The 25,941-nt window shown below is 62.0% G+C and carries 24 protein-coding genes; 10 read left to right on the forward strand and 14 right to left on the reverse strand.

The features are described 5' to 3' along the window. Window positions 1-56: 56 nt before the first annotated feature. Both galE and tadA read right to left on the reverse strand, forming a co-directional pair. Window positions 57-1,049, reverse strand: coding sequence for a UDP-glucose 4-epimerase GalE (gene galE / locus ACJO2E_RS08930; RefSeq protein WP_406963523.1), 993 nt, complete (start codon window positions 1,047-1,049; stop codon window positions 57-59). Window positions 1,050-1,078: 29 nt separating this feature from the next. Further along, complete coding sequence (gene tadA / locus ACJO2E_RS08935; protein WP_406963524.1) at window positions 1,079-1,576, reverse strand: tRNA adenosine(34) deaminase TadA; 498 nt, start codon at window positions 1,574-1,576, stop codon at window positions 1,079-1,081. A 230-nt stretch (window positions 1,577-1,806) separates the two neighbouring features. Here tadA and ACJO2E_RS08940 point away from each other — a divergent pair, with 230 nt between their 5' ends. The 3 genes from ACJO2E_RS08940 (at window position 1,807) to ACJO2E_RS08950 (ending at window position 5,554) form a co-directional block, all read left to right on the forward strand. Next, on the forward strand, window positions 1,807-2,364 hold the full coding sequence (locus ACJO2E_RS08940) for a sigma-70 family RNA polymerase sigma factor (protein WP_406963525.1): 558 nt from the start codon (window positions 1,807-1,809) through the stop codon (window positions 2,362-2,364). After that, window positions 2,361-3,266, forward strand: coding sequence for a FecR family protein (locus tag ACJO2E_RS08945; RefSeq protein ID WP_406963526.1), 906 nt, complete (start codon window positions 2,361-2,363; stop codon window positions 3,264-3,266). The genes ACJO2E_RS08940 and ACJO2E_RS08945 overlap by 4 nt, the downstream gene beginning before the upstream one ends. An 89-nt stretch (window positions 3,267-3,355) precedes the next feature. Continuing rightward, complete coding sequence (locus tag ACJO2E_RS08950) at window positions 3,356-5,554, forward strand: TonB-dependent receptor (protein ID WP_406963527.1); 2,199 nt, start codon at window positions 3,356-3,358, stop codon at window positions 5,552-5,554. Window positions 5,555-5,622: 68 nt separating this feature from the next. Here the strand turns inward: ACJO2E_RS08950 and guaA are convergent, their stop codons facing one another. After that, window positions 5,623-7,200 carry a glutamine-hydrolyzing GMP synthase gene (gene guaA / locus ACJO2E_RS08955; RefSeq protein ID WP_406963528.1) on the reverse strand — a complete coding sequence of 526 codons (1,578 nt, stop codon included), beginning with the start codon at window positions 7,198-7,200 and terminating at the stop codon, window positions 5,623-5,625. 60 nt (window positions 7,201-7,260) lie between these two features. Further along, on the reverse strand, window positions 7,261-8,724 hold the full coding sequence (guaB, locus tag ACJO2E_RS08960; RefSeq protein ID WP_406963529.1) for an IMP dehydrogenase: 1,464 nt from the start codon (window positions 8,722-8,724) through the stop codon (window positions 7,261-7,263). A gap of 260 nt (window positions 8,725-8,984) precedes the next feature. On the opposite strand from guaB, the gene xseA reads away from it, so the two are divergent. The 3 genes from xseA (at window position 8,985) to ACJO2E_RS08975 (ending at window position 12,886) form a co-directional block, all read left to right on the forward strand. Beyond that, window positions 8,985-10,343, forward strand: coding sequence for an exodeoxyribonuclease VII large subunit (xseA, locus tag ACJO2E_RS08965; protein WP_406963530.1), 1,359 nt, complete (start codon window positions 8,985-8,987; stop codon window positions 10,341-10,343). Between the two features lie 153 nt (window positions 10,344-10,496). Beyond that, window positions 10,497-12,371, forward strand: coding sequence for a propionyl-CoA synthetase (locus ACJO2E_RS08970; RefSeq protein WP_406963531.1), 1,875 nt, complete (start codon window positions 10,497-10,499; stop codon window positions 12,369-12,371). 305 nt (window positions 12,372-12,676) lie between these two features. Continuing rightward, window positions 12,677-12,886, forward strand: coding sequence for a cold-shock protein (locus ACJO2E_RS08975; RefSeq protein WP_328189326.1), 210 nt, complete (start codon window positions 12,677-12,679; stop codon window positions 12,884-12,886). Between the two features lie 91 nt (window positions 12,887-12,977). On the opposite strand, the gene leuA is transcribed toward ACJO2E_RS08975, so the two are convergent. Then, a complete protein-coding gene (gene leuA / locus ACJO2E_RS08980; protein WP_406963532.1) occupies window positions 12,978-14,651 on the reverse strand; it encodes a 2-isopropylmalate synthase in 1,674 nt (557 codons plus the stop codon). Window positions 14,652-14,797: 146 nt separating this feature from the next. Here leuA and ACJO2E_RS08985 point away from each other — a divergent pair, with 146 nt between their 5' ends. From ACJO2E_RS08985 to ACJO2E_RS08990, 3 genes are all read left to right on the forward strand, one after another. Further along, the gene (locus ACJO2E_RS08985; protein ID WP_406963533.1) at window positions 14,798-15,301 is read left to right on the forward strand and encodes an Lrp/AsnC family transcriptional regulator; all 504 of its coding nucleotides are present in this window, start codon (window positions 14,798-14,800) and stop codon (window positions 15,299-15,301) included. A 670-nt stretch (window positions 15,302-15,971) separates the two neighbouring features. Then, complete coding sequence (locus ACJO2E_RS20105; protein ID WP_504362693.1) at window positions 15,972-16,361, forward strand: GFA family protein; 390 nt, start codon at window positions 15,972-15,974, stop codon at window positions 16,359-16,361. 20 nt (window positions 16,362-16,381) lie between these two features. Continuing rightward, window positions 16,382-16,927 (forward strand): DUF6624 domain-containing protein, encoded by a 546-nt coding sequence (locus ACJO2E_RS08990; protein ID WP_406963534.1) that lies wholly within the window; start codon window positions 16,382-16,384, stop codon window positions 16,925-16,927. A 153-nt stretch (window positions 16,928-17,080) separates the two neighbouring features. Here ACJO2E_RS08990 and ACJO2E_RS08995 read toward each other — a convergent pair whose 3' ends face one another. Next, window positions 17,081-17,506, reverse strand: coding sequence for an OsmC family protein (locus tag ACJO2E_RS08995; RefSeq protein WP_406963535.1), 426 nt, complete (start codon window positions 17,504-17,506; stop codon window positions 17,081-17,083). A 209-nt stretch (window positions 17,507-17,715) separates the two neighbouring features. On the opposite strand from ACJO2E_RS08995, the gene ACJO2E_RS09000 reads away from it, so the two are divergent. Beyond that, window positions 17,716-19,449: a proline--tRNA ligase gene (locus ACJO2E_RS09000; protein ID WP_406963536.1), complete on the forward strand. Its 1,734-nt coding sequence runs from the start codon at window positions 17,716-17,718 to the stop codon at window positions 19,447-19,449. Window positions 19,450-19,511: 62 nt separating this feature from the next. On the opposite strand, the gene murB is transcribed toward ACJO2E_RS09000, so the two are convergent. Genes murB through pocA form a run of 8 tightly spaced genes read right to left on the reverse strand, consistent with a single transcriptional unit; the run spans window position 19,512 to window position 25,900 of the window. Next, window positions 19,512-20,555 (reverse strand): UDP-N-acetylmuramate dehydrogenase, encoded by a 1,044-nt coding sequence (murB, locus tag ACJO2E_RS09005; RefSeq protein WP_406963537.1) that lies wholly within the window; start codon window positions 20,553-20,555, stop codon window positions 19,512-19,514. Next, window positions 20,555-21,037: a low molecular weight protein-tyrosine-phosphatase gene (locus ACJO2E_RS09010; protein ID WP_406963538.1), complete on the reverse strand. Its 483-nt coding sequence runs from the start codon at window positions 21,035-21,037 to the stop codon at window positions 20,555-20,557. The genes murB and ACJO2E_RS09010 overlap by 1 nt, the downstream gene beginning before the upstream one ends. Before the next feature lie 9 nt (window positions 21,038-21,046). Then, on the reverse strand, window positions 21,047-21,823 hold the full coding sequence (gene kdsB, locus ACJO2E_RS09015) for a 3-deoxy-manno-octulosonate cytidylyltransferase (RefSeq protein ID WP_406963539.1): 777 nt from the start codon (window positions 21,821-21,823) through the stop codon (window positions 21,047-21,049). A gap of 5 nt (window positions 21,824-21,828) precedes the next feature. After that, the gene (locus tag ACJO2E_RS09020) at window positions 21,829-22,023 is read right to left on the reverse strand and encodes a Trm112 family protein (protein WP_406963540.1); all 195 of its coding nucleotides are present in this window, start codon (window positions 22,021-22,023) and stop codon (window positions 21,829-21,831) included. 1 nt (window position 22,024) lies between these two features. Beyond that, window positions 22,025-23,053: a tetraacyldisaccharide 4'-kinase gene (lpxK, locus tag ACJO2E_RS09025; RefSeq protein WP_406963541.1), complete on the reverse strand. Its 1,029-nt coding sequence runs from the start codon at window positions 23,051-23,053 to the stop codon at window positions 22,025-22,027. Then, window positions 23,053-24,798, reverse strand: a complete 1,746-nt coding sequence (gene msbA, locus ACJO2E_RS09030) for a lipid A export permease/ATP-binding protein MsbA (RefSeq protein ID WP_406963542.1) — start codon at window positions 24,796-24,798, stop codon at window positions 23,053-23,055. Before msbA ends, lpxK begins: the two co-directional genes overlap by 1 nt. 44 nt (window positions 24,799-24,842) lie before the next feature. After that, window positions 24,843-25,265 carry an ExbD/TolR family protein gene (locus tag ACJO2E_RS09035; protein WP_406963543.1) on the reverse strand — a complete coding sequence of 141 codons (423 nt, stop codon included), beginning with the start codon at window positions 25,263-25,265 and terminating at the stop codon, window positions 24,843-24,845. A gap of 5 nt (window positions 25,266-25,270) precedes the next feature. Then, a complete protein-coding gene (gene pocA / locus ACJO2E_RS09040; RefSeq protein WP_328189342.1) occupies window positions 25,271-25,900 on the reverse strand; it encodes a flagellar polar localization protein PocA in 630 nt (209 codons plus the stop codon). Between the last annotated feature and the right edge of the window lie 41 nt (window positions 25,901-25,941).

The raw sequence follows: 25,941 nt of genomic DNA on the forward strand, positions 1-25,941 counted from the left end.
CCCTGCTATCGAATCGAGTAGAATTTACGTTAAAAGTCTTTCGCAACCTATTGCGATTAAACCGTTTCTTTCTGAATCTTCTGCCATTTTGCTTCCCAGTCCAGGGCGGTCTGGACGATGGTGCCCAGGTCGTCATGGTCCGGGATCCAGCCGAGGGTGTCGGTGATGCGCCGGTTGTCGGCCATCAGGGCCACCGGGTCGCCGGCACGGGGGCCGGTCTCCTCCACCGGGAAATCCGCCCCGGAGCGCGCCTTGACCATATCGATCACCTCACGGACCGTGAAGCCGCGGCCATAGCCACAGTTCAGTACCCGGGACTCGCCGCCCTGGGCCATGTAGTCCAGCGCCATGACATGAGCCTTGGCCAGGTCCTCCACGTGGATGTAATCACGGATGCAGGTACCGTCGCGGGTATCATAGTCGGTGCCGAAAATGCTCATGCCTGCCCGCGCTCCGGTCACGCATTCGCAGGCCACCTTGATCAGGTGGGTGGCTTCCGGGGTGGCCTGCCCCAACAGTCCCTCCGGGTTGGCGCCGGCCACGTTGAAGTAGCGGAGAATCACGTAGTTCAGGGAGGAGGCCGCGGCAAGATCCATGATCATCCGCTCGCTCATCATCTTGGAGGCACCATAGGGGTTGATCGGTGCCAGGGGCATGTCCTCTGTCAGCACGGTTTCCTCCGGCATGCCGTAGACCGCCGCCGTGGAAGAGAAGACCATGTAGGAGACCCCGTAACGCTCCACCGCCTTGAGCAGGTTCAGGGTGTTGCGGGTGTTGTTGCTGTAGTACTTGAGGGGATTGGCAACGGACTCCGGCACCACGATGTTGGCGGCAAAGTGCAGCACCGCGTCGAAGCTGTGTCTGGCGAACAGCTCGTCGATGGCCTGTTCGTCCGCCAGGTCACCCACCACCAGTTCACCGGCGGTCACGGCCCAGGCATAGCCGGTGGAGAGATTATCGAAAACAATGATGTCATGCCCCGCCTGGCCAAGCTGGCGTACCACATGACTTCCGATATAGCCGGCCCCGCCGGTCACCAGTACTTTCATGTCAGTGTTCCGTTTCGTCCCTGAATCATTCAGGCCTGAGGTTTGGTCCGGGCCCGGCGAATCTGTTCACGCCGGGCCGCGAAAAAATCGGTCAGCATCCGCCCGCACTCGTCGGCCAGGACCCCGGCGGTGGTCGTCACCGACCAGTTGAAGTGGGGTTCCTCCAGGGTGGCACGGACCGACGCCACCGCTCCGCCCTTGGGTTCGGTGGCTCCATATACCAGCCTGGAAATGCGACTGTGAACCAGTGCGCCTACGCACATGGTACAGGGTTCGAGTGTTACGTAAAGCGTCGCACCGGACAAGCGGTAATTGCCGAGCCGGGCGGCGGCATCACGCAGTGCACGGACCTCCGCGTGGGCAGTGGGATCACAGGCCGATATCGGTGCGTTGTAACCGACCCCCACCTCGCGGCCGCCCTGCACCACCACCGCGCCCACCGGCACCTCACCCAGACGCGCGGCATGGGCGGCCAGCGCCAGGGCCCGCTGCATCCAGAATTGATCGTCTTCGGAATGTTCCGACACGCTACCGCCCGAGAAACCTCTCAACAATGCCCGCTGTAGGGCTGCTTAACCGGCGACAAGAATACCAAAAGCCCGAGTCATTGTGCGACTTTCGATAACCCTCCGCCAACGGCGCCTTTCCAGAGACCAACCACCCCATCCACCTGTCCCCGTTAAATACGTAAAACTTGAGCTTAAAAATGATAATGGTTACTATTCGCAAGTTACTACAGGCACAGGTTTCACCTTCCATGTCCACCAGCTCGCAGGACTCACACACAGCCCCTGTCTTTTCCGCGGAAGGGGACGTAAACAGTCTGTATCGGGACCACCAGCCCTGGCTGCTCAACTGGCTCAAGGGTAAGCTGGGCTGCCCTTCCGATGCCGGCGACATGAGCCAGGACACCTTTCTGCGCCTGCTGACCGTGGATCTGTCCGTCTTGCGGGAACCCCGTGCCTACCTGCTGGTGATTGCCAACCGGCTGATGATCAACCGCCACCGTCGCAGGCACCTGGAGGCTGACGTGCTGCAGCAGGTTGCCCATACCATGGAGTCCGGCAACCACAAGGGGCCGGCAGAAATCGTGGCAGCACGGGATCTGCTCCACCAGGTGCTGATAATGCTCACCGAGGAACTACCGGAAAAGCCCCGGGAAGCCTTCCTGCTGGCCCGGACGGAAGGCCTCAGCTACCGCCAGATCGCCCGGCGGCTGGATGTCTCGGAAAGCAGCGTCAAACAGTACATATCAAAGGCCCTGGTGCACTGCCATGCCCGCCTCTATGACGATTTTCGGAGGAACGGGGAATGAGCCAGATGAACGCCATCCGTGAGCAGGCCGCTGAATGGCTGATCCATTTCGATGCCGAGGGGCCGCCTGATCCGACCGACAACCGGGAATTCCAGGACTGGCTGACCCGGGATCCCCGACACCGCCACGTGTTCGAACAGATGCAGCGACTGTGGACCGGCGCCGCCCCGGCTACTTCTCCGTCACACCTGGGACGTGCGCTGGGTGCGGCAGGCCTTTGCCTGCTGGTTGCCGTGGCCGGACTGCAACTGCCCCGGCAATACTGGCAGGCGGATTACCGTAGCGCCGTCGGCGAGGTGACGACCGTTGAGCTACCCGACGGCAGCGAAATCACCCTGAACACCAACAGCGCCGTTGACGTGAACTTCGATAAGGGCCGCCGCCAGATCAGCCTGATCCGAGGCGAGGTGCTGTTAGAAGTGGAGACGGACCCGGACCACCCGTTCATCGTGACCACCCGCGACGGCAAAGCCGAGGCCATGGGCACCCTCTATAGCGTGCGTCGCAATGACGACCACAGCCTGGTGACGGTGTACGAGTCCCGGGTCCGGGTGACCACCGGCAACGGCAGGGAATCCCTGGCACTGAATGCTGGCCAGTGGGCACGCATGGGCGATGCCATGCTCCAGAGCGGCTCAGCGTCACTGCGGGCCACGCCGGACTGGAGCCGGGAACAGCTCATCTTCAACGGCGCCGCGCTGGAGGATGTTGTCGGTCGGCTGGAAGAGTATCACTCCGGCAAGCTGATGATTAGCGACGAACTGGCCGCCAGCGACAAGCGTTTTACCGGCGCCCTGCCTACCCGGGATACCGAGGCAGCCATCAGTCTGCTCGCGGGCTCCCTGGGGCTGGATGCTCGGGGCTTCCCGCCCTATGTGGTGTACCTGGATGTCGCCCACTGAAAAAAAGGTCGACCATGACTGCCCGATTCTTTCTCCGGATTGTCATTACAGATAACAGACACTATCAAATGACAATCAGGAGCATTTCGATGCGCAACAACCGACACCTTCCCGCCACCCTGCTGGCCCTTGGCCTGGGCATGGCGACACCTACCCTGACCCTGGCCCAGGAGCCGGCAGTCCCCGTGAACATCACCGCCCAGCCACTGGACCAGGCGGTCACCGAACTGGCGGAGCAGACCGGCCTGAACATTGGCGGCAACACCTCCCTGCTGGAAGGTCGGACCGCCTCCCCCCTGAGTGGCGATTACACTCCGGATGAGGCGCTGCAGAACCTGCTACAGGGCACCGGTGTCACCTACGAACGCACTGGCGAGAATGCTGTACTGCTAAAGCCACTGGCGCAGGGCAACGGTGAGGTTTCCGCGCTGCCCACGGTGCAGATTTTCGCCGCCATCGACGCCAATCCCACGGACACCGTGAACTACAACCGTGCCGATATTGAGGCCAGCCAGCCCCAGGATATGAAGGACCTGTTCAAGGAGGAATCCTCCGTGTCCGTGGGCGGCCCCATCGCCATGAACCAGAAGGTGTATGTGCGGGGCGTCGAGGAAACCGCCATGGCCGTGACTGTGGACGGTGCCCGCCAAAACAACAAGGTGTTCCACCACAACGCCACCAACCTGATTGATCCGGCCCTGCTGAAAGCCGTGCGGGCATCCGCCAGCGTGGCTCCGGCCGATGATGGCCCCGGGGCGATTGGCGGCAGCCTGGCGTACGAGACCATCGACGTGAACGACGTGCTGGCGCCAGACCGCACTATTGGTGGTTTCGTGGATGGCCGCTACGCCACCAACGGCGACCAGCTGACCACCTCCGGATCCCTCTATGGCCGTGCCGGCGATGTGGAACTACTGGGCTACATCAAACATATGGACGGCGACGATTATGAGGATGGTAACGGAGATACCGTTGACCACACCTCGCCCGCACTGATCAGCGGCCTGGCCAAGATTGCCTACGAGAACGACATACTGGGCCGCCTGGAGCTGAGTCATGAAGTCGTCAACGACGACACGGACCGCCCCTACCGGGCCAACTTTGCCGATCTGACTGCCGGTCGTCCGGTGCCCGAATCCCGGGTTTATGACCTGACCCGCACCAACACCGTCTTCAACTACAGCCGTGATCGGGGCGAAGGTCTGTGGAACCCCGAAGTTACCCTGGGCACCAACGAGACGGATCTGGAAACCCGGGAGCACCCCCTGACTGCTCCGGAAACCACCGTCGTCTACAACGGTATCACCGAGAGTGATTCTGCCACCGTCCAGAACCTGTTCCATACCCCCTTCGCTACCGTGACCGCTGGCGTCGACTACTATGACGATACTGCAACATTCCGCTTCGAAGGTGACCCCGACCTGGAGGAAAGCGCCGAGAATGTCGGTACCTTCATCCAGGTCCGTCAGCCCGTAGGCGACTGGCTGAGACTCTCCTACGGTGCCCGCTATGACCGGCAGGAGTTCACCGGCACCGACGGCTCGGATCATGACGACTCCGGCGTCAGCGCCAACCTCTCCGGCGAAGTGTTCCTGAACGAGTATGTCTCCATCAATGCCGGTTACTCGGATGTCTGGGGTGGCGTGGCGCTGGCCGAGAACTTCATCCTCAATGGCGCATGGGTCTACGACGACGTTGAGTCGGTGGAATCGAAGAACTATACCGCTGGCCTGCGGGTCCAGGCGGCCGGTTTCTTCGGTGAGGCCAACGTCTATCAGACCGAGATCAAGAACGGTCGCACACCCAGTTGGGGCGGCGGTCCGGACCTGTTTGCCGACTTTGATATTGAAGGTTACGATCTGGCCGCCGGCTACCTGCACGAGCGGGGCGAACTGTCGATCAAATACTCGGATATCGAATCCGAGAAAGACGGCGAAGTGGCCACCTCCTATGACGGCAACTACTTCACCGTACCCCTGGGCAAAATCATTACCGTCAACGGCGCCCTGGCCTTCCCCTCTGTGTCGGTGGACCTGGGCATGAACGCGGAATTCGCGCTGGAGAACGACGCCGTCGAGGAAAGTGGTTCGAAGCAGGACAGCTACCAGGTGGTGGACATCTACGCCGACTACCGCCCCATCGAGCCCCTGGTCCTGCGCCTGTCCGTGGACAACCTCACCGACGAGGCCTACACCGACCGGGCCAGCTACGGGCATGAGTTCCCAACGGTAGAAACCCTGCTGGAGCCGGGCCGCTCGATTGCCCTGAGTGCCCGTTACACCTTCTGAAGTATTGCCGCTCTACCGCAAATAAAAACGGCGCCCCTTGGGGCGCCGTTTTCTGTCAGGCCAAAGCCTCACTCCCACTCAATGGTCGCAGGCGGCTTGGAAGAAATATCGTAGGTTACCCGGGACACCCCGGAGATCTCGTTAATGATCCGGTTGGAGACGGTTTCCAGCACTTCATATGGCAGGCGCGCCCAGCGGGCGGTCATGAAGTCGATGGTTTCCACGGCGCGGACCGCGATCACGTACTCGTAGCGACGGGCATCGCCTACCACACCCACGGACTTTACCGGCAGGAAGACCGCAAAGGCCTGGCTGGTCTTGTGGTACAGGTCGGCCCGGTGCAGCTCTTCCAGGAAGATGGCATCGGCGCGGCGCAGAATATCGGCGTATTCCTTCTTCACCTCGCCCAGGATACGGACGCCCAGGCCCGGCCCCGGGAAGGGATGGCGGTAGACCATGTCGTAGGGCAGGCCCAGTTCCAGGCCGATACGGCGCACCTCGTCCTTGAACAGCTCACGCAGGGGTTCCACCAGCTTGAGCTTCATGGTCTCCGGCAGACCGCCCACATTATGGTGGGACTTGATGACATGGGCCTTGCCGGTCTTGGAGGCGGCGGATTCGATCACGTCCGGGTAGATGGTGCCCTGGGCCAGCCAGTTCACGTCGGTGATCTGGGTCGCGTGCTCGTCGAACACCTCGATAAAGGTGTTGCCGATGATCTTGCGCTTCTGCTCCGGGTCCTCGACGCCCTTCAGGCGGCCCAGGAAGAGGTCCTCGGAATCCGCCCGGATCACCTTCACTCCCATGTTGCGGGCGAACATGTCCATCACCTGGTCGCCTTCGTTCAGGCGCAACAGGCCATTGTCCACGAATACGCAGGTGAGCTGATCACCGATGGCGCGGTGCAGTAGCGCGGCGGTGACCGAGGAATCCACGCCGCCGGACAGGCCCAGCAGCACTTTTTCACCGCCGACCTGTTCCTGGATCTGACGCACCGCGTCATCCACGATGCGGGCCGGTGTCCACAGGGCCTCACACTGGCAGATGTCCTTTACAAAATGCTCCAGGATGCGCTGCCCCTGGAGGGTGTGGGTCACTTCCGGGTGGAACTGCACGCCGTAGAGGTTACGGCTAACGTCCTGCATGGCGGCTACCGGCGCACTTTCGGTGGAGGCCAGCAGCTCGAAGCCCTCCGGCATGTTGACCACCTTGTCGCCGTGGCTCATCCACACATCCAGCAGGGATTCCCCCTGGGCGGTGAGGTGATCCTTGATGTCCTTGAGCAGCGGCCCTTCTGCCCGCACTTTGACCTGGGCGTAGCCGAACTCCCGTTTCTCGGAACTGGCCACGCTACCACCAAGCTGCTCCGCCATGGTCTGCATGCCATAGCAGATGCCCAGCACCGGCACGCCGCGTTCGAACACACCTTCCGGCGCACGCGGACCACCCAGTTGGGTGACCGATTCCGGACCACCCGCCAGGATCAGCCCCTTGGGACGGAACTCATCGATCTCCTCTGCCGTCATGTCAAAGGGCTTGATCTCGCAGTAAACCCCGATTTCCCGCACCCGGCGGGCAATGAGCTGGGTGTACTGGGAACCGAAATCGAGAATCAGGATGCGGTGGTCGTGGATGTTCTGGGACATGGGTTCCTCAACATGAAAGACGAAAACGGCCCTCCGAAGAGGGCCGCAAACCAGGCAACATTAGCTTACGCGGTAGTTCGGGGCTTCCTTGGTGATGGTCACGTCGTGCACGTGACTCTCACGCATGCCGGCATTGGTGATGCGAACAAACTGGGGCCGGGTCCGCATGGTTTCCATGTCGGCGCTACCGGTGTAGCCCATGGATGCCCGCAGGCCGCCCATCAACTGATGGACAATGTTACGCATCGGACCCTTGCAGGCCACGCGGCCTTCAATGCCTTCCGGCACCAGCTTGTCGACGCCTTCGCTGGCGTCCTGAAAGTAACGGTCGCTGGAGCCCTGCCCCATGGCGCCCAGTGAGCCCATGCCGCGATAGGCCTTGTAGCTGCGACCCTGGAACAGTTCCACCTCGCCCGGCGATTCGTCGGTGCCCGCCAGCAGACCACCCACCATCACGCTGTAGGCGCCTGCGGCAATCGCCTTGGCGATATCGCCGGAGAAACGAACGCCACCGTCGGCAATCAGCGGCACCCCCCTACCCTTGAGCGCAGCCGCCACATTGGACACCGCACTGATCTGCGGCACACCAATGCCCGACACGATCCGGGTGGTACAGATGGAACCAGGGCCCACACCCACCTTGACGGCGTCGGCGCCGGCATCCGCCAATGCAATCGCCGCATCGGCGGTGGCGATGTTGCCACCGATCACCTCTACCTGCGGGTAGTTCTGCTTGATCCACCGGACCCGCTCAATAACACCGGCGGAATGGCCATGGGCGGTGTCCACCACAATCACGTCAACACCGGCCTCCACCAGCGCCGCAATACGGGCCTCGGTGTCACCACCGGTACCCACGGCGGCCCCCACGCGCAGGCGGCCCTGGTCATCCTTGCAGGCCAGCGGATAGTCCTTGGCCTTCTGGATGTCCTTGACGGTGATCAGCCCGCGCAGCTCGAATTCATCGTTGACCACCAGCACCTTCTCGATACGGTTGCGGTGCAGCAGTTCCTTCACTTCCTCCAGGTCGGCACCCTCGCGGACGGTGACCAGCTTGTCCTTGGGGGTCATGATATCGGCGACCCGGGTTTCCATCCGGCTCTCGAAGCGGATGTCACGGCCGGTCACGATGCCCACCAGGTCCTTGCCATCCACCACCGGCAGACCCGAAATGCTGTTAGCCATGGTGATATCCACCAGTTCCCGTACCGTGTTGGAAGGCGATACGGTAATCGGGTCCTTGACCACGCCACTTTCAAATTTCTTGACCTTGCGTACGGCGGCGGCCTGCTGCTCGACGGTCATGTTCTTGTGCATGATACCGATGCCGCCTTCCTGGGCCATCGCAATGGCCAGCTCTGACTCGGTGACGGTATCCATGGCGGCTGAAACCAGCGGAATGTTGAGGGTAATGCCTTTGGTAAGCTGGGTCTTCAGGTCCACGTGCTTGGGCAGCACGTCGGAGTAACCCGGCATCAGGAGAACATCGTCAAACGTGAGGGCTTCTTCGGCTATTCGCAACATTGGGACCCGCCTTTTGGACAATCTATGTGGAGGCCCGGCGCCGGTGTGGCAGCGCGACATCGGAACCGGTCACCTTAATCGAACTATTATAAGGGTCGCGGGCGCGACAGTAAACCGCGTCAACACCGGCCTCAGCGCGCATCTTGCTGAATTTTGGTAACTTTTAACCACCCCCTTTCTCGGAAAACCCGTATGGCAGACGGGAAGGTTCTGATAACATGGTGGTTTTCCAGACTCCTCGCACAACGATAGAGGCGCCGATGCACTCCGACCCATCCCCGTCCCTGCGGCCCAGGGCCCTGACGGTTTCCGAACTGAACCGCCAGGCCCGGCACCTGCTGGAGACCAGCTTCATGCAGGTATGGGTGGAAGGTGAGCTGTCCAGCCTGTCGCGCCCATCATCCGGGCATTGGTACTTTTCCCTGAAGGACCAGCGGGCCCAGGTGCGTTGCGCCATGTTCCGGGGGTTCAACCAGCGCATCCGCCAGGTGCCGAAAGAAGGAGACCAGGTCCGCATACGGGGCAAGGTCAGCCTTTACGAGAACCGTGGTGATTTCCAGATCATCGTCGAACACCTGGAGCCCGCCGGCCTGGGTGCCTTGCAGCAGGCCTTCGAGGCCCTCAAGGCCCGATTGCAGGCCGAGGGTCTGTTCGCAGTGGAGCGCAAGAAGCCGATTCCGGACACGCCCCGCCATATCGGGGTGATCACCTCCCCCACCGGGGCCGCCATCCACGATATCCTGACGGTGCTGGGCCGTCGCTGCCCCGGTATTCCGGTGACCCTTTACCCCACGGCGGTCCAGGGTCAGGCCGCGACTGCCAGCATTGTCGGCGCCATCGACCGGGCCGTCCGCCACAACCGGGCCGACGTGCTGATTATCGGCCGCGGCGGCGGCTCCCTGGAGGACCTGTGGTGCTTCAACGAGGAAGCCGTGGCCCGGGCCATCGCCACCTGCCCGATTCCCACCGTCAGTGCCGTGGGTCATGAAGTGGACGTGACCATTGCCGACTTTGTGGCAGACCTCCGGGCCCCGACGCCATCCGCTGCGGCCGAGAAAATCTCCCCGGACCAGGCCGCCTGGCTGGCCCGCCTTACCGAAACCCGCCAGCGACTGGCCGGCGCCGCCAGCCGTTACCTGCGCCAGCAGGATGTCCGCCTCGGCCAGCTTACGGCCAGACTGCGGGACCCACGCCGACAGCTGCAGGAGAAAGCCCAGCGCCTGGACGATGTAGAACTGCGATTCCGCCAGGCCATCGGCCAGCGCCTGGGCCGGGAGCGAACCCACAGCGACCACCTGGCCCAGCGCCTGCTGGCCCACCGGCCCTCCCGGCGCATCGGCGAACAGACACAGCGAGTGGACCAGTTGGGTGAACGGTTGCAGGCCAGCCTCGGCCGCCAGTTGGAAAAGCGGAGCCAGCGTCTGGAATCAGCCGCCCGCACCCTCAATGCAGTCAGCCCCTTGGCCACCCTGGGCCGGGGCTATGCCATTGTGTCCAGCGACGACCAGACCGTGGTCCGGGACCCGGCCACCCTGTCCCCGGGGGACCGCATTCAGGCCAAGCTGGCGAAAGGCACCGTGGACGCCACTGTCTCGTCCGTGGATACGGGTTCCGACTGAAACCTCCCTGCTCATTCGGTGCGGCAAGCTGGCATGTAACTGTAGCCAAAGTCTCCCTTAGCCTTTGGTCTACTTCCTCTGCGCCCCATATCCCTTACAGTCGACCTCAACAGTGCAATAAAACAACAATGATCGACTGCATGAGGTGGACCCATGGACTACCAATCGGAGTTCCGTCGTTCGGTGGAGCAGCCGGAACAGTTCTGGCGTGAGAAAGCCAACGCGATCGACTGGATCCGTCCCCCCGAGGACATCTGGAAGGCCAGTGAAAACGGCCATGGCGAGTGGTTTCCGGATGGCCTGATCAACACCAGCGATGTCGCCCTGGACGCCAATATCCGCGCCGGCCGCGGTGACCAGAAGGCGCTGATCCATGATTCCCCGGTCACCGGCACCACCCAGAGCTATACCTACCGCCAACTGACCGACCAGGTGGCACGCTTTGCGGGTGTGCTCAAGGCCCGGGGCATTGGTCACGGCGACCGGGTCATCATCTATATGCCCATGGTGCCCCAGGCGGTTATCGCCATGCTCGCGTGCGCCCGGCTCGGGGCCGTTCACTCGGTAGTGTTCGGGGGCTTTGCAGCCCGGGAACTGGCGGTCAGGATCACCGACGCCCGGCCCAAGGCCGTGGTAACCGCCTCCTGCGGTATCGAGGTCAACAAGGTCATTGCCTACAAGCCTTTGGTGGACAGCGCCATTGAGCAGGCGGAGCACAAGCCGGAGTGCTGCATCGTGTTCCAGCGGCCCCAGGTGACGGCGGACATGATCACGGGACGAGACCTGGACTGGGAGGCCGAAATGGCCGGGGCCACGCCGGCCGACCCGGTGCCCGTGGCGGCCACCGATCCGCTGTACATCCTCTACACCTCCGGCACCACCGGCAAGCCCAAGGGGGTTGTGCGGGATAATGGTGGCCACGCCGTCGCCATGCGCTACAGCATGGAGCTGGTCTATGGCGCCCGGCCCGGTGATGTGTTCTGGGCCGCTTCGGATGTAGGCTGGGTCGTAGGCCACAGCTATATCGTCTATGCACCGCTGATTACCGGCTGCACCACCATCCTCTACGAAGGCAAGCCGGTGAAGACACCGGACGCCGGAGCTTTCTGGCGCGTAGTGCAGGACCATCGCGTCAACTACCTGTTCACGGCGCCCACCGCCTTCCGTGCTGTGCGCAAGGAAGACCCGGAAGCGGACCTGATGGCCAACTACGACATCCGTTCATTGAAACGCCTGTTCCTGGCCGGTGAACGCCTGGACCCCTCCACCTATGAATGGCTGGTAGAACATACCAGCCTGCCGGTACTCGATCACTGGTGGCAGACGGAAACCGGCTGGGCCATCTGCTGTAATCCGGTGGGCATCCAGGAGATGAAGACCAAGCCCGGCTCCGCCACCCTGCCTTCTCCCGGGTTCAATGTGCAGGTGGTCAGCCCCGACGGACGCCCCATGCCCCCCGGCGAACAGGGACAGGTCGCGGTGAAACTGCCACTGCCCCCGGGCTGCCTGTCCACGGTCTGGGGTGACGATGCCCGGTTCCGAAAAACCTACCTGGCCCCCATCCCGGGCTACTACAGTTCCGGTGACGGCGGTTTCGTGGATGAAGACGGGTACGTGTTCATCATGGGGCGGACCGATGACGTCATCAACGTGGCCGGGCACCGCCTGTCCACCGGGGAAATGGAGGAAGTGGTAGCCTCCCACCCGGCCGTGGCGGAATGCTGTGTTGTCGGCGCACGGGACGAGATGAAGGGACAGGTTCCCCTGGGGCTGGTGCTGCTGAAGGATGGCGCCACCATCGACCCGGAAGAGCTGGAGGAGGAATTGGTGGAGATGGTGCGGGAGCGAATCGGCGCTGTCGCCTGCTTCCGCCGGGCAGTGCTGGTGGAACGACTGCCCAAGACCCGGTCCGGCAAGATACTGCGGCGGGTGATCCGGCAGATTGCCGATGGCGAAGAGTGGAACGCACCGTCCACCATCGATGACCCGGCGATACTGACGGAAATTGATCAGCAACTGCGCCGGTAATCAGTCCACAGGGTTGTGTCGTGAGTGTGACAGACGCCTGTTTTTTCTCCGAAATCGGGGGTGGTTCAAGGGTCTCAAAAAATCTTTGACGGCCCCCGAACTCGGTCTATACTGAATTTGCTGTGGAACGACAGCGGTATTAAGTGAAAGTGTTTCAGCGGTCTGCTTTATCAGGCGTTCGGTTACTCCTTCCCTCAGTACAACTGCCATGTTCCCGGCTATACCGTGCCGGAACTTTCCCCATGGACCGGCACACAGGAAAGGTCCCGTGAGGGCGCAACGTACAGGAAACACAGGAAAGATCAATGTCCGATATCAAAACCGGCCACGTGAAGTGGTTCAACGAGTCCAAGGGTTTTGGCTTCATCGCCCAGGACGGTGGCAGTGACGTTTTCGTTCACTACAGTGCAATCAACGCCAGCGGATTCCGCACTCTGGCCGAAGGCCAGCAGGTGCAGTTCTCCGTTACCCAGGGACCGAAAGGCCCCCAGGCGGAAAACGTAACCCCAGTATAGGGTTATGGCTTCCGTCCATTGCCCCTCACGGGCTTTGGAGTGAGTCAAGGAAAGCCGGCAGTTGCCGGCTTTCCTGCGTTTGGGGCCGACCTCAGGCCGTGGCCGGCTCAACACCCGCCGACGCACCCACGTGGTTACCCACCGCTGACAGCAGGGCCTGCAAGGTGGCGGAGGTGGTGTCCTCGGCCAGGGCGGCGGCACTGTGGACCTGGCCGCCCACCACGATGCGGATACAGGCCATGGCGTTGGCATTGGTACCCTCGCCCAGGGCGAACTCGTCATAGGCCTCCACGGCCAGAGAGATGTCATAGCTCGCTTCCAGCGCGGCCACCACGGCTTCAACCGCGCCAAGACCATGCCCCTTCAGTTCCACGGTCGGCTTACCGAACCGCACGGTGGCGTTAACACCTTCCTCGTCCCGGTGCAGGTCGTAGGTGGACAGGGCCCAGGCTTCGGCCACCGCCAGGTAACGGTCCTCGAACAGGCGATGGATGGTCTCGGAATCGATTTCGCCCCCGTTGGTTTCCGCTTCCTTCTGCACGCACTGGCTGAACTCGATCTGCAGCCACCGGGGCAGGCTGATCTTGTAGTCCCGCTCCAGCACGTGGGCCACGCCGCCCTTGCCGGACTGACTGTTGATCCGCACCACTTCCTCGTAGCGACGATTCAGGTCCCTCGGGTCAATGGGCAGATAGGCCACGTTCCATTTGTCGCCGTCCTTGCGGTAAGACAGGCACTTGCGGATCGCATCCTGGTGGCTGCCGGAGAAGGCGGTGAACACCAGTTCGCCGGCGTAGGGATGACGCGGATGGGTGGAGATCTCGGTGCAGGCCTCCACCACATCGGTGATTTCAGCCATGTTGGACATGTCCACCTTCGGATCGATGCCCTGGCTGTACAGGTTCATGGCCATGGTCACCAGGTCCATGTTACCGGTGCGCTCGCCGTTGCCCATCAGGGTGCCTTCCACCCGGTCGGCACCGGCCATCACCGCCAGCTCGGCGGCGGCGACGCCACAACCCCGGTCATTGTGGGTGTGCACGCTGATACTCAGGTGCTCGCGGCGCTGGATGTTGTCGCAGATCCACTCGATCTGATCGGCGAACACGTTGGGGGTGGCCATTTCCACGGTGGCGGGCAGGTTGATGATCACCTTCTGGCCCTGGTCCGGGCGCCACACCTCGGTGACCGCATCCACCACCTCGGCGGCGTAATCCAGCTCGGTGCCAGTAAAGCTCTCCGGGGAATACTGGAAGGTCCAGTCGGTATCCGGATAGCGTCCGGCAATCTCCTGCACCAGCTTCGCGCCGTTCACGGCAATCTGCTTGACGCCGTCCCGGTCCATGCCGAATACCTGCTCCCGCTGGACGGTGGAGGTGGAATTGTACACGTGCACGATGGCCCGCTTGGCACCTTCAAGGGCCTGGTAGGTGCGCTCGATCAGTTCCGGACGGGCCTGGGTCAGCACCTGGATGCGAACGTCGTCGGGAATCCTGTCTTCCTCAATCAGCTTGCGGCAGAAATCGAAGTCCGGCTGGCTCGCTGCCGGAAAGCCGATCTCGATCTCCTTGAAGCCTACCTTCACCAGCAGGTCGAACAGGCGTTGCTTCTGGGCCACGGTCATGGGTTTCACCAGCGCCTGGTTGCCATCCCGCAGGTCCACGGCACACCAGGTGGGCGCACGTTCAATAACCTTGTCCGGCCAGCGACGGTCGGTCTTGCGAACCGGCCGGAAGGGGATGTACTTGCTGTGATCGAAAGCCATGGTTGTGTCCTTTTGTCTGAAACAGAGTCAGGAATGATATGACACTATATTAACGCAGGATGCATAGAATTTTATTGCTATTTTTGCTGCCATTGCCAGAATCAGGGCAACATCCTCGTCGTTTAAGCCAACATTTTTGGAATATTATGCCGGAAAAACACCAGGAACTGCATAAACTGGACCGTACTGACCGCCGCATCCTCGATGCCCTGCAGCGGGATGGCACCCTCAATAACCAGCAACTGGCGGAGGCCGTCGGCCTGTCCCCCTCCCCCTGCCTGCGTCGGGTCCGGGCCCTGGAGGAAGCCGGCATCATCCGTCAGCGGGTGACGGTGCTGGATCACAAGAAACTGGGCCTGTCCCTGACCGCCATCATCCTGATCGGCATGGACCGCCACACGCCGGAGCGGTTCGAAGCCTTCGAGCAGCAGGTGGCCCAGTACCCCGAGGTGCAGGAGTGTTACCTGATCACCGGCCAGGACGCCGACTACATGCTCAAGGTGGTGGTGCCTGATATGGACCACTACCATCACTTCCTGCTGAACCAGATCACCCGCATCCCCGGTGTCAGCGGCGTGCACTCCAGCTTTGTGCTGCGCCGGGTGATCGATTCCACCGCCCTGCCCCTGAAATATCTGGAGGGCCTGTGATTACCACCTTGCATGTCCGCCAATTCACTGGGCATGCGAACGTGTCCAGAGCCCCGACGTCGTCCGTAGTTAAGCGAACGCGTTCGCATAAATCCGCCAGCTCACGAGGAAATGGCAATAACCATCTGATAGGGTTGAAGGGGAAACAGGGATCGGTGGAGTTATACGCCCACCTGGAAGATTCAGGGCCGGCCTTGCGCGGGTGTATAACTCCTGAGGTAGCCGTGGGGATCTGACTTAACATTATGAATTCATGATCTTTTCTTCAGATGAAAGCCGGCTTCGAAATGGAATTATACGAATGGAGTGTTATACGAACGTGTTCGTATAACTAGCTGTTATGCGTCGGTTCAATTTTAGAGGGAATCTTGGTGTTTGACCCTGGAACGTTGGCATCAATAAGCTTGGCTATAATCGTGGTACCCATAGCACTCACTTTGTTGCTAGCGCTCACATCTAAGAATGCCGCAAATTCTGGTGTAGCGTACTTAGCCATCGCTGGTTTGCAGTTCGGGGCGCTGGGGCTTGTTGTATCAGGCCTCTGGTGGGGCGTGCAGAGGCTCTTATAAATGCAGAACAAAGCTGGTCAGCATCGCCCACTTCGTGGGCCGGACCTCCGTTACGGCACCTTGTGCCTTCACTCCGGCCGCTGTCGGCTGCGTTAAGTGCCATGAAGAGATACCAAGGCTCCTGCCATTGCGGAAGAATCCGCTTTGAGGTGGATGCGGACATTGATCATGTGCGCTCCTGCGATTGTTCTGTGTGCCTCCGTAGAGGTGCCCTGAACCATCGGGTAGCGAAGGGGAAGCTTCGTTTGTTGGTTCCGTGGAGCGATCTCGCACTGTACCAATGGGGTTCGAGAACAGCGAAAGACTACTTCTGTCCGGTGTGCGGCATCCTGCCATTTAGGCGGCCGAGCGATCCTACGACGCAGGAGCTACGCGAGGGAGTCGAGCCCTTCGACGGTTGGGCGGTTAATGTCAGGTGTCTGGAAGGGCTGGATCTAGAGGCGATTCCGGTCAAGAAGATTTACGGTAGTAGAATCACCCATGATACTTAACGTTAACTGGGAAGGAGCCCATGAATCAGAATCTTGCGAATGAGCTGGTCACGATGATGACGGAAGACCAGCGGTTGTTGCAGCAACTCTTCAATTCCGGCGAGCTGCCATCTGAGTCTTACCATCCCCGGATGAAAGCCCTGCATGAGCACAATGCTTCCCGCCTGAAAGAGATTATTGGTACTCACGGCTGGCCTGGCATTTCGCTAGTTGGGGAAGAGGCTGCCAAAGCTGCATGGCTAGTCGTTCAGCATTCTGTTTCAGATCCCGGGTTCATGGGAAAGTGTGTCTCCCTGCTGGAAGATGCCGTTGCGAGAGAGGATGTAGCGGGCTGGCAGTTGGCATTCCTCCAGGATCGGGTGCGTACGCTATCTGGCAAGCCTCAATACTACGGCACCCAGTTTGATGTTGATGAAAACGGTTGGCCAACACCGTTTCCTATCGAGGATTCTGCCACGGTTAATGAACGCCGTGCGCGTCTTGGACTGAACTCCCTTGAGGAACGCCAGGAACAAATGACTGAGCGGGAGCGGGAACGTCGTGCCAATATCGAGAAAACCAGTTAACAAAACGCGGCACTCTGACGTGGACTTCCCCCGGTGTCACGCACAAAAAGTATCAAGGCCGCGTGTCCACGCCAACCCGGTAATCCTGGAAGCAAAGCCACGGAACAACAAACGCCACCGTGACCTACTTCCTCAACCGGGGAAGCATCCCCTTTAAGATTCCAACTTGGCGTCCATTGTGATTTCCGCCTTCAGCACTCTGGATACCGGACAGCCGACCTTGGCCTTTTGCGCCAGTTCCTCGAATTGGGCCTGGTCCGCTCCCGGCACCCTGGCGGTTACGTCGAGGTGTACCCTGGTGATGGCAAAACCATCCTCCGTCTTGTCCAGGGTCAGGTGGGCCTTGGTGTCGATTTTATCCGGCGTGAGATCCGCTTCCCCCAGAATCATCGATAGGGCCATGGAGAAGCAGCCGGCATGGGCTGCGGCGATCAGTTCTTCCGGGTTGGTGCCCGGCTCTTCCTCGAATCGGGTCTGGAAGCCATACCGACTGTCGGACAATACGCCACTCTGGGTTGCGAGCTTGCCCTTACCGTCTTTCAAACCGCCCTGCCAAATGGCTGAACCTGTACGTTTCATGGGTCCTCCTTGTCTCTGGATGGGAGAAAGCCGCTTGTCTGGCGGCCATCCATAAAGGTAGGCCACAACGACAACAACGGAAAGTTTCAGGCCCCCCGGAACATCTGACCGGTTCATTTCTGCCTCAGGGCACGTACAATACGGGGCAAGCATCAAGGAGCCCTGCAGAACTCCTGAACCAACAACACTTTTTCGTTACGGAAACCATAATGCGAGCAAGCCGTTATCTGATTGCCACCCTCAAGGAAAATCCCTCCGATGCCGAGATCATCAGCCACCAGTTGATGCTGCGGGCCGGCATGATCCGTAAGCTGGCCGCCGGCCTGTACACCTGGCTGCCACTGGGGCTGCGGGTGCTGCGCAAGGTGGAGCGCATCGTGCGGGAAGAGATGGACCGCAGTGGTGCCCAGGAGGTGCTGATGCCCGCGGTGCAACCGGCGGAGCTGTGGCAGGAATCCGGCCGCTGGCAACAGTATGGCGGCGAACTGCTGCGGATGAAGGACCGCCATGAGCGGGACTTCTGTTTCGGCCCCACCCATGAGGAAGTGATCACGGACCTGATCCGTAACGAGCTGAAGAGCTACAAGGAACTGCCGGCCAACTTCTACCAGATCCAGACCAAGTTCCGGGACGAGCGGCGGCCCCGTTTCGGTGTGATGCGTGCGCGGGAATTCCTGATGAAGGACGCCTACTCCTTCCACATTGACCGCGACTCCCTGGATGACACCTACGAGGTGATGCACCGCACCTACTGCGCCATCTTCGACCGCCTGGGCCTGGACTACCGCCCGGTGGAGGCGGATTCGGGCGCCATTGGTGGTAGCGCCTCCCACGAATTCCACGTGCTGGCCTCCTCCGGCGAGGACGAGATCGCCTTCAGTACGGAAAGCGACTACGCCGCCAATATCGAGAAGGCCGAGGCCCTGGCACCTACGGGTGACCGCCCGCAACCTTCCGAAGACCTTAAAGAAGTGGAAACTCCGGGCCAGACCACCATTGCCGCCATCTCGGACTTCCTGAAGGTGCCCACGGAAAAAACCGTGAAAACCCTGCTGGTGAAAGCCGAGGCGGAAGAAGGCGAGGATGCAGGCCTGGTGGCCCTGATCCTGCGGGGCGACCATACCCTCAACGACATCAAGGCCGAGAACCTGTCGGGCATTGCCGAACCGCTGACCATGGCCACCGACGACGAGATCCGTGAGGCCACTGGTTGCCCGCCCGGCTCCATCGGCCCGGTCAAGCTGACAGTACCGGTGATTGTCGACCGCGCTGCGGCGCATCTGGCGGACTTTGTCTGCGGCGCCAACCGGGAGGGCTATCACCTCACCGGCGTCAACTGGGAACGGGACGTGCCCCTGGGGCGCGTGGAAGACCTGCGTAACGTGGTGGAAGGTGACCCGAGCCCCGATGGCAAGGGTCAGCTGGAGATTCGTCGAGGCATCGAAGTGGGCCACATCTTCAAGCTGGGCAACAAGTACAGCCAGGCCATGGGCGCCACGGTGCTGGACGAGAACGGCAAGAGCGCGATACTGGAGATGGGGTGCTACGGCATCGGCGTATCCCGCATCGTGGCGTCGGCCATCGAGCAGAACCACGACGACCGGGGCATTATCTGGCCGGAGGCCATCGCTCCCTTCGAGGTGGCGATCGTCACCCTGAATGGACACAAGTCACCGGCGGTGCAGGAAGCGGGCGAAAAGCTCTATGAGCAGCTGCGCCAGGCGGGCTTCGATGTGCTGCTGGACGACCGCAACGAGCGCCCGGGTGTAAAATTCGCGGACCTGGAACTGATGGGCCTGCCCCACCGGATCGTCGTCTCGGACCGGGGGCTGACCGCCGGCACCCTGGAGTACAAAGGCCGCCGGGATGCGGACAAGCAGGACGTTGCCGTGGAGGACATCCTGCCGTTCCTGCTCAATGCCTCCCCCCGCCGGGGACTCTGAAACAGCGCTGCCGGGCGACAGGCTATCCGGGATAGAGCCTGTCGCCCGGCATCACGCCCGCTTCAGGCTGGCGGTGTCAGTCCACAGCCTGAAGGAACGACCCCCGGTTCCATTTCCAGCGTGACTCCGTAACGCTCCCGCACGTCATCACGAATCCTCCGGGCCAGGGCCAGCACATCGGCACCGGTACCCGACGAATGGTTCACCAGCACCAGGGCCTGCCGGTGGTGCACCCCGACCGTCCGGTTCCGGTAGCCCTTCCAGCCACACTGGTCAATCAGCCAGCCGGCGGCCAGCTTGACGCCGTCGTCCAGGGGATAGGCCACCATTTCCGGCCATTGCCGCTGCAGCGACTCCCATTGCTCCTGGCTGACCACCGGGTTCTTGAAAAAACTGCCGGTATTGGGCAGTTGGGCCGGGTCCGGCAGCTTGCGGCGACGTACCGCCATCACCGCTTCGGCCACCGCCGTGGGTGACGATGGCGCTTCACCCTCGAACCACTGGGAAAGCTCGCCGTACCCCAGGGACCAGGGACGGCTGCGGCTCAGGGCCAGCCGGATTTCCAGGATCAGGTAGCGCTCGGGATCATGCTTGAACAGGCTGTCGCGATAGCCGAAACGGCAATCCTCGGTGGTCAGCACCACTTCCTCCCCGAGTTGCCGGTCCCAGGCGCTGAGGCTGACGAAGGTATCGGACAGCTCGACACCATAGGCGCCGATGTTCTGGACCGGGGCGGCACCCGCCGTACCGGGGATCAGGGCCAGGTTCTCGATGCCCCGGTAGCCTGCCGCAGCCGCATAGAGGACCGCCCGGTGCCAGTTCTCCCCCGCCGCCAACACCAGCGTGGCGCAGTCGCCCTGCATTGCGGTCCAATGGCGGCCTTTCAGGGCCATGTGCAGGACCAGTCCGGGAAAGTCGTCGCAGAAGATCAGGTTGCTGCCACCACCGACCACCTGGACCGGCAATCCCTCCTCCTGTGCCCATGCCAGGGCGGCCTTCGCTTCCCCGGTATCAGTCGCTTCCACCAGGTAGCGAGCTGCGGCCGGTGTCGCCATGGTGCTCAGGTTCTGCAGCGGGGCGTTTTCAATCAGGTTGTGGGGGCGCATCAGTCCAGTCGCGCCCGGATGTCGGCCAGCAGGCCGTCGCTGGCTTCGGTAATCAGGTCCAGCACCCGTTCAAAGCCATCGTTGCCGCCGTAATAGGGGTCGGGCACTTCGTCCTCGTGACCAGCTTCCAGGAAGTCGAGGAACAGACGAGGCTCGGTGCCGCCCTGCTGCAGCCAGATATCCCGCACGTCCGCCAGGTTCTGACGATCCATGGTCAGCACGTAATCGAACCCCTCCAGGTCCCCCGGGTGGAACTGGCGGGCCCTCAGGTGACCGATATCAATACCACGGCTGGCGGCCGCCTGCCTGGCCCGCTCATCCGGCGCCTTGCCAATGTGCCAGCTACCGGTGCCACAGGAATCCACCTCGACACGATCCGACAGGCCCTGCTGTTCCAGCCGGTGCCGGAACACGCCCTCGGCGGTGGGCGACCGGCAGATATTGCCAAGGCACACGAACAATACGCGAATCTGGTTGCTCATCAGGGTCTCCTACACTCCTTTTCCGGACGCCAGTTGCTGGCGCACCCGCTCCAGGTCTTCCGGGGTGTCCACCCCCGCCGGCGGGGGCTCCGACGCCTCGCTGACATGAATCCTCGCGCCATGGTAGAGCGCCCGAAGCTGTTCCAGGCTCTCGGTGGTCTCGGTGGGCGCGGGCGGCCAGCCGACAAAACGGTGTAGCAGGCTGACCCGATAGCCGTAGATGCCGATATGACGCCAGGCCCGGTAATCCTCCGGCAGGCTGTCCGGCGTGGCCAGGGTCTGCCACTGGTTCCTCAGCCACGGCATGGGAGCACGGCTGAAATAGTGGGCATAGCCGTCCTGGTCCCGAACCACCTTCACCACATTGGGATTGAACAGGTCCGCCGGCGTGGTAATGCGTTCACACAGCGTGGCGATGGCAGCCTGCGGGTAGTCATCCAGGGCCTTTGCCACCTGGTCAATCAGGCCCGGGGGGATCAACGGCTCGTCACCCTGGACATTCACCACCCGGGCGTCGTCCGGCAACCCCAGTTTTTCCGCCACCTCCTGCAACCTGTCCGTGCCACTGGCATGGTCGGGGGACGTCATGACCACCTCGGCGCCGAAATCCTTGCAGGCGGCCACGATGCGTTCATCGTCGGTGGCCACCAGGACCCGGCCGGCATGGCTGCGGCAGGCCTGCTGGTAGACGTGGCGAATCATCGGGACGCCGTTGATGTCCGCCAGGGGTTTGCCTGGCAGGCGGGAGGAGGCGTACCGGGCCGGAATGACAACGGTGAAGGACATGCTGATTACCCCAGCGGCCGATCGACGCGCTCATCCGTGGACAGGGTGCGGGCCTCGGTGGCCAGCATCACCGGGATGCCTTCGCGGATGGGGAAGGCCATGGCGTCGGCATAGCACACCAGCTCATTGCGCTCCCGGTCGAGCTTGAGGTCTCCCTTGCACACCGGGCAGGCGAGCATGGCAATCAGTTTCTTGTCCATGTCAGGTCTCTCTTGAAGAAGTCAGTTGCAGGCCACGCCCCGTCAGTTTCCGGTGTAGTGCCTGCTCCAGCGCCGGTCCAAACCCCGGGGGCAGGGTCGGCTCCACATCCAGCACCCAGCACTGGTCATGGGCGAATGACCGGATCTTGACAGCGTCCTTGGCGGTCATCAACAGGGGACGGTTGTCGGCCATGGCGATATCCCGTCCAGTATATCGATGATGATCAGCAAACTCCCTCCCCTCCACGGTGGCGCCGAGGGTCCGCAACTGGTCGAAGAATCGTTGCGGATTGCCAATACCGGCCAGGGCGGCACACTCCCGCCCCTGCAACCAGTCCGGGGACTGTGTCTCGCCGGTGGCCAGGTTACGGACCCGGGATGGCTCAAGGGTCATGGCATAGCGGTCGGGATGGGCCGGTACGGGCCCGGTGGCCTCGCCGTTGACCACCACGAAGTCCACCTCCCCAAGGCGTTCCGGCATTTCCCGTAACGGCCCCACCGGCAGGCCAGCGCCATTGCCGATACCCCGGGCGCCATCGAAGACCGCCAGCTCCAGGTCTCGGGCCAGGTAATAGTGCTGAAGGCCGTCATCGCAGAGCAACAGGTCACCCAGGTCCTGCTCCAGGACCAGCCGGGCCGACTCGAGACGGCGGGGATGCACCACCACCGGGCGACCGGTCTGGGCTGCCAGCATCACCGGTTCATCACCGGTACGGGCAGGATCGCTGTCGGGGGTCACCACCATCGGTGAATCAGCGGGACGATCGGAACCATAGCCCCGCGACAGGATTACCGGTCGCCACCCCTGCTCCGCCAGATAACCAGACAGCCAGGCGGTCAGGGGCGATTTGCCGGTGCCCCCCGCGGTGATATTGCCCACCACGATCACCGGTACCGGCAAGGGTCGGGCTGCTGCCTGCAAATGCTGGCGACGGCTCCGTGCAATCCGCTGGTAAAGCCAGGACAACGGCAGCAGTGGCCACAGCGGGCGTCGCTGCCGATACCAGAGTGTCTCCGCCAGGTTCCCCATCACCCTTCGCTGAACTGCATCCGGTGCAACTGCGCATAGGCGCCATCGGCGGCCAGCAGTTGCTGGTGGCTACCGTCCTCGACAATGCGACCGGACTCCATCACCAGGATGCGGTCCGCCTTTTCGATGGTGGACAGGCGGTGGGCGATCACCAGGGTGGTGCGCCCCTTCATCACCACCTCCAGGGCTTCCTGGATGTGGCGTTCGGATTCGGTATCCAGGGCCGAGGTGGCCTCGTCCAGGATCAGCACCGGCGCATCCTTGAGCAGGGCCCGGGCAATGGCCAGGCGCTGGCGCTGGCCTCCGGACAGCATCACGCCATTGTCGCCCACCACGGTGTCCAGCCCCTCAGGCATGCGCTCGATAAACTCCAGGGCGTGGGCCTTGCGGGCGGCTTCCTCGATCTCCTCCCGGGAGCGTTCCCGTAGCGAGCCATAGGCGATGTTGGCGGCAATGGTGTCGTTGAACAGCACCACGTTCTGGGTCACCAGGGCAATCTGGGCCCGCAGTGCCGCCAGGCTGAAGTCGGTGATGGGGTGATCATCCAGCCGGATCTCCCCCTGGTGGTATTCGTAGAATCGGGGCAGCAGGCTCACCAGGGTGGACTTGCCACTGCCGGACCGCCCCACCAGGGCCACACTCTGCCCTGCCGGGATATTCAGGCTGATCTGGTGCAGGACGTCGTCCAGGGTGTCCTGGTAGCGGAAGCAGACGTTGTCGAAACGGATCGCACCGTCGACCCGCTCCGGCGCGTACTGACCGGCATCCTCTTCCGGCTCCTCGTCCATGGTGCCGAATACATCATGGGCCGCAGCCACCCCTTTCTGGATCTTGCTATGCACCGACGTCACCTGTCGGATCGGCTTCGCCATGGTGGCCGCGGCGGTGATAAACGCCACCAGTTGCCCGGTGGTCATACTCCCCCGGATCTCCGGCGCCAGCATCACCCATACCAGGGCGGCAAGGGCCAGGGCCACCAGCACCTGTACCACTGGTGTCGCGATCGCCTGGGTGGAGGCCATCTTCAGGCCCTGGCGCATGGTGCGGTCGGCAACATCACCGAAGCGCTGCCGTTCATAGTCCTCGCCGCCAAAGGTGCGCACCACCCGGTAACCGGTAATGGATTCGGACGATACGTGGGTGATATCCCCCATGGAACTCTGGATGCGCCGGCTGATCTTGCGGAAACGCTTGCTGGCGTAGTTCACCACCAGCCCGATCAACGGCCCCAGGGCGACAAAGATGAGGGTCAGTTTCCAGTTGGTATAGACCATGAACCCCAACAGGCCAACGATGGTCAGCCCCTCCCGGAGGATAATGGTCACCGCGTTGGTGGTGGCATCCGCCACCTGCTCGACGTTAAAGGTAAGCTTGGATACCAGCCGCCCGGAGGCATGATTATCATAGTAGCTGGATGGCAACGACAGCAGCCGGTCAAACAGTTGCTTGCGCAGCGCGTTGACCACATGGCGGCCCACATAGGCAATAAAATACTGGCTCATGAAGGTGCCCACGCCCCGGAAGGCAAACACCCCCACGATCATCCCCGTAATCAGCATGCGATTCTCGGCGGTGGGATTCTCGATGGCCTGGATGACGAATTCCATGGCCGCCGCCATACCGGTGGAGGCAGCCGCATAGATAACGTTGCCCACCACCGCCAGGGAGAAGGCGAACCAGAAGGGTTTGACGTACTTGAGCAGTCGCCCGTAGGTCTGCCAGTTGGAAGCTTCAGCTTGGTTCATCGCCCTGCCAGGTGTTTGCCGGATTCAGTATCCCAGACGTGACACTAGGAGTCGTCCGACGTGGGATCGGTGGTGAACTTGATCTTGGTGAAACCCAGTTTGCCGGCGACATCCATGGCCCGGATGACAAACTCGTGGGCCGTGCGGGCATCCGCCGTAATCACGAACGGCAGGTCGCTGTTGTCGCCCGCCGCATCGCGAATGGCCTGCTCCAGCGTCTGACGACGATTATTGATCAGGGTGCGGCCATTAACAATGTAGTGGCCCTGGGCGTTCACCACCAGGTCGATCAGTTCCGCCTCCACGGCCACCGGTTCACCGTCGGCCTCGGGCAACTGGATGTTGAGCTGGTTATCGTCCGGCAGGGTGGTGGACACCATCAGGAAAATCAGCAGCAGGAATACCACATCGATCAGGGGGGTAAGATCCACCCCCACTTCCCGGCTTCGCTGGCGTTGGAATTTCACGGCCGTCAGGCTCCCTCAACGTCGATTTCGCGGTCGCCATGCACCACCTCCACCAGGCGGATGGCTTCCTGCTCCATACCCACCACCAGCGCCTCGATACGGCGAATCAGGTAACGGTGGGCGATCAGCGCGGGGATGGCCACAGTGAGGCCAGCGGCAGTGGTCACCAGCGCCTCGGAAATACCACCGGACAGGGTGGCGATGTTGGCGGCCCCTTCGGTGCCCTGCATCTTCGCAAACACCTTGATCATACCGATGACAGTACCCAGCAGACCCAGCAACGGCGAGATGGTGGCGATGGTGCCCAGGGGGTTGAGGAACCGTTCCAGGTCGTGGATCACCTGGGCCGCTTCCTGTTCAATGCTTTCCTTCATGACCTCCCGGCCATGCTTGGCATTCATCAGGCCGCTGGCCAGCACCCGACCGGTGGGAGATGATGCCTGCAGTGCCTTGAGCTTGCGGCCATTGAGGTCCTTGGCCTTGATCCAGCGCCACAGCTCGGACATGACATCCGGTGGCGCCACCCGTGAGGGCCTGAGGGTCCACAACCGCTCCAGGATAATGGCCAGCGCCAGAATGGAGCACAACACAATCGGCACCATCAGAATGCCACCCGCTTTCAGAAGCTCAAACACGCACGGTCTCCCTGATCTGTTACAAGCGGCGCTACTTTAGC

Source organism: Marinobacter shunpengi, from assembly GCF_045449695.1.
In the GTDB taxonomy this organism is placed as follows: Bacteria; Pseudomonadota; Gammaproteobacteria; order Pseudomonadales; family Oleiphilaceae; genus Marinobacter.

Bases quoted from the DNA above. Each gene is read 5' to 3' on its own strand.
- galE (WP_406963523.1), bottom strand. From the start codon at position 1,049: ATGAAAGTACTGGTGACCGGCGGGGCCGGCTATATCGGAAGTCATGTG.
- ACJO2E_RS08940 (WP_406963525.1), top strand. From the start codon at position 1,807: ATGTCCACCAGCTCGCAGGACTCACACACAGCCCCTGTCTTTTCCGCG.
- ACJO2E_RS08945 (WP_406963526.1), top strand. From the start codon at position 2,361: ATGAGCCAGATGAACGCCATCCGTGAGCAGGCCGCTGAATGGCTGATC.
- ACJO2E_RS08950 (WP_406963527.1), top strand. From the start codon at position 3,356: ATGCGCAACAACCGACACCTTCCCGCCACCCTGCTGGCCCTTGGCCTG.
- guaA (WP_406963528.1), bottom strand. From the start codon at position 7,200: ATGTCCCAGAACATCCACGACCACCGCATCCTGATTCTCGATTTCGGT.
- guaB (WP_406963529.1), bottom strand. From the start codon at position 8,724: ATGTTGCGAATAGCCGAAGAAGCCCTCACGTTTGACGATGTTCTCCTG.
- xseA (WP_406963530.1), top strand. From the start codon at position 8,985: ATGCACTCCGACCCATCCCCGTCCCTGCGGCCCAGGGCCCTGACGGTT.
- ACJO2E_RS08970 (WP_406963531.1), top strand. From the start codon at position 10,497: ATGGACTACCAATCGGAGTTCCGTCGTTCGGTGGAGCAGCCGGAACAG.
- ACJO2E_RS08975 (WP_328189326.1), top strand. From the start codon at position 12,677: ATGTCCGATATCAAAACCGGCCACGTGAAGTGGTTCAACGAGTCCAAG.
- leuA (WP_406963532.1), bottom strand. From the start codon at position 14,651: ATGGCTTTCGATCACAGCAAGTACATCCCCTTCCGGCCGGTTCGCAAG.
- ACJO2E_RS08985 (WP_406963533.1), top strand. From the start codon at position 14,798: ATGCCGGAAAAACACCAGGAACTGCATAAACTGGACCGTACTGACCGC.
- ACJO2E_RS20105 (WP_504362693.1), top strand. From the start codon at position 15,972: ATGAAGAGATACCAAGGCTCCTGCCATTGCGGAAGAATCCGCTTTGAG.
- ACJO2E_RS08990 (WP_406963534.1), top strand. From the start codon at position 16,382: ATGAATCAGAATCTTGCGAATGAGCTGGTCACGATGATGACGGAAGAC.
- ACJO2E_RS08995 (WP_406963535.1), bottom strand. From the start codon at position 17,506: ATGAAACGTACAGGTTCAGCCATTTGGCAGGGCGGTTTGAAAGACGGT.
- ACJO2E_RS09000 (WP_406963536.1), top strand. From the start codon at position 17,716: ATGCGAGCAAGCCGTTATCTGATTGCCACCCTCAAGGAAAATCCCTCC.
- murB (WP_406963537.1), bottom strand. From the start codon at position 20,555: ATGCGCCCCCACAACCTGATTGAAAACGCCCCGCTGCAGAACCTGAGC.
- ACJO2E_RS09010 (WP_406963538.1), bottom strand. From the start codon at position 21,037: ATGAGCAACCAGATTCGCGTATTGTTCGTGTGCCTTGGCAATATCTGC.
- kdsB (WP_406963539.1), bottom strand. From the start codon at position 21,823: ATGTCCTTCACCGTTGTCATTCCGGCCCGGTACGCCTCCTCCCGCCTG.
- ACJO2E_RS09020 (WP_406963540.1), bottom strand. From the start codon at position 22,023: ATGGACAAGAAACTGATTGCCATGCTCGCCTGCCCGGTGTGCAAGGGA.
- lpxK (WP_406963541.1), bottom strand. From the start codon at position 23,053: ATGGGGAACCTGGCGGAGACACTCTGGTATCGGCAGCGACGCCCGCTG.
- msbA (WP_406963542.1), bottom strand. From the start codon at position 24,798: ATGAACCAAGCTGAAGCTTCCAACTGGCAGACCTACGGGCGACTGCTC.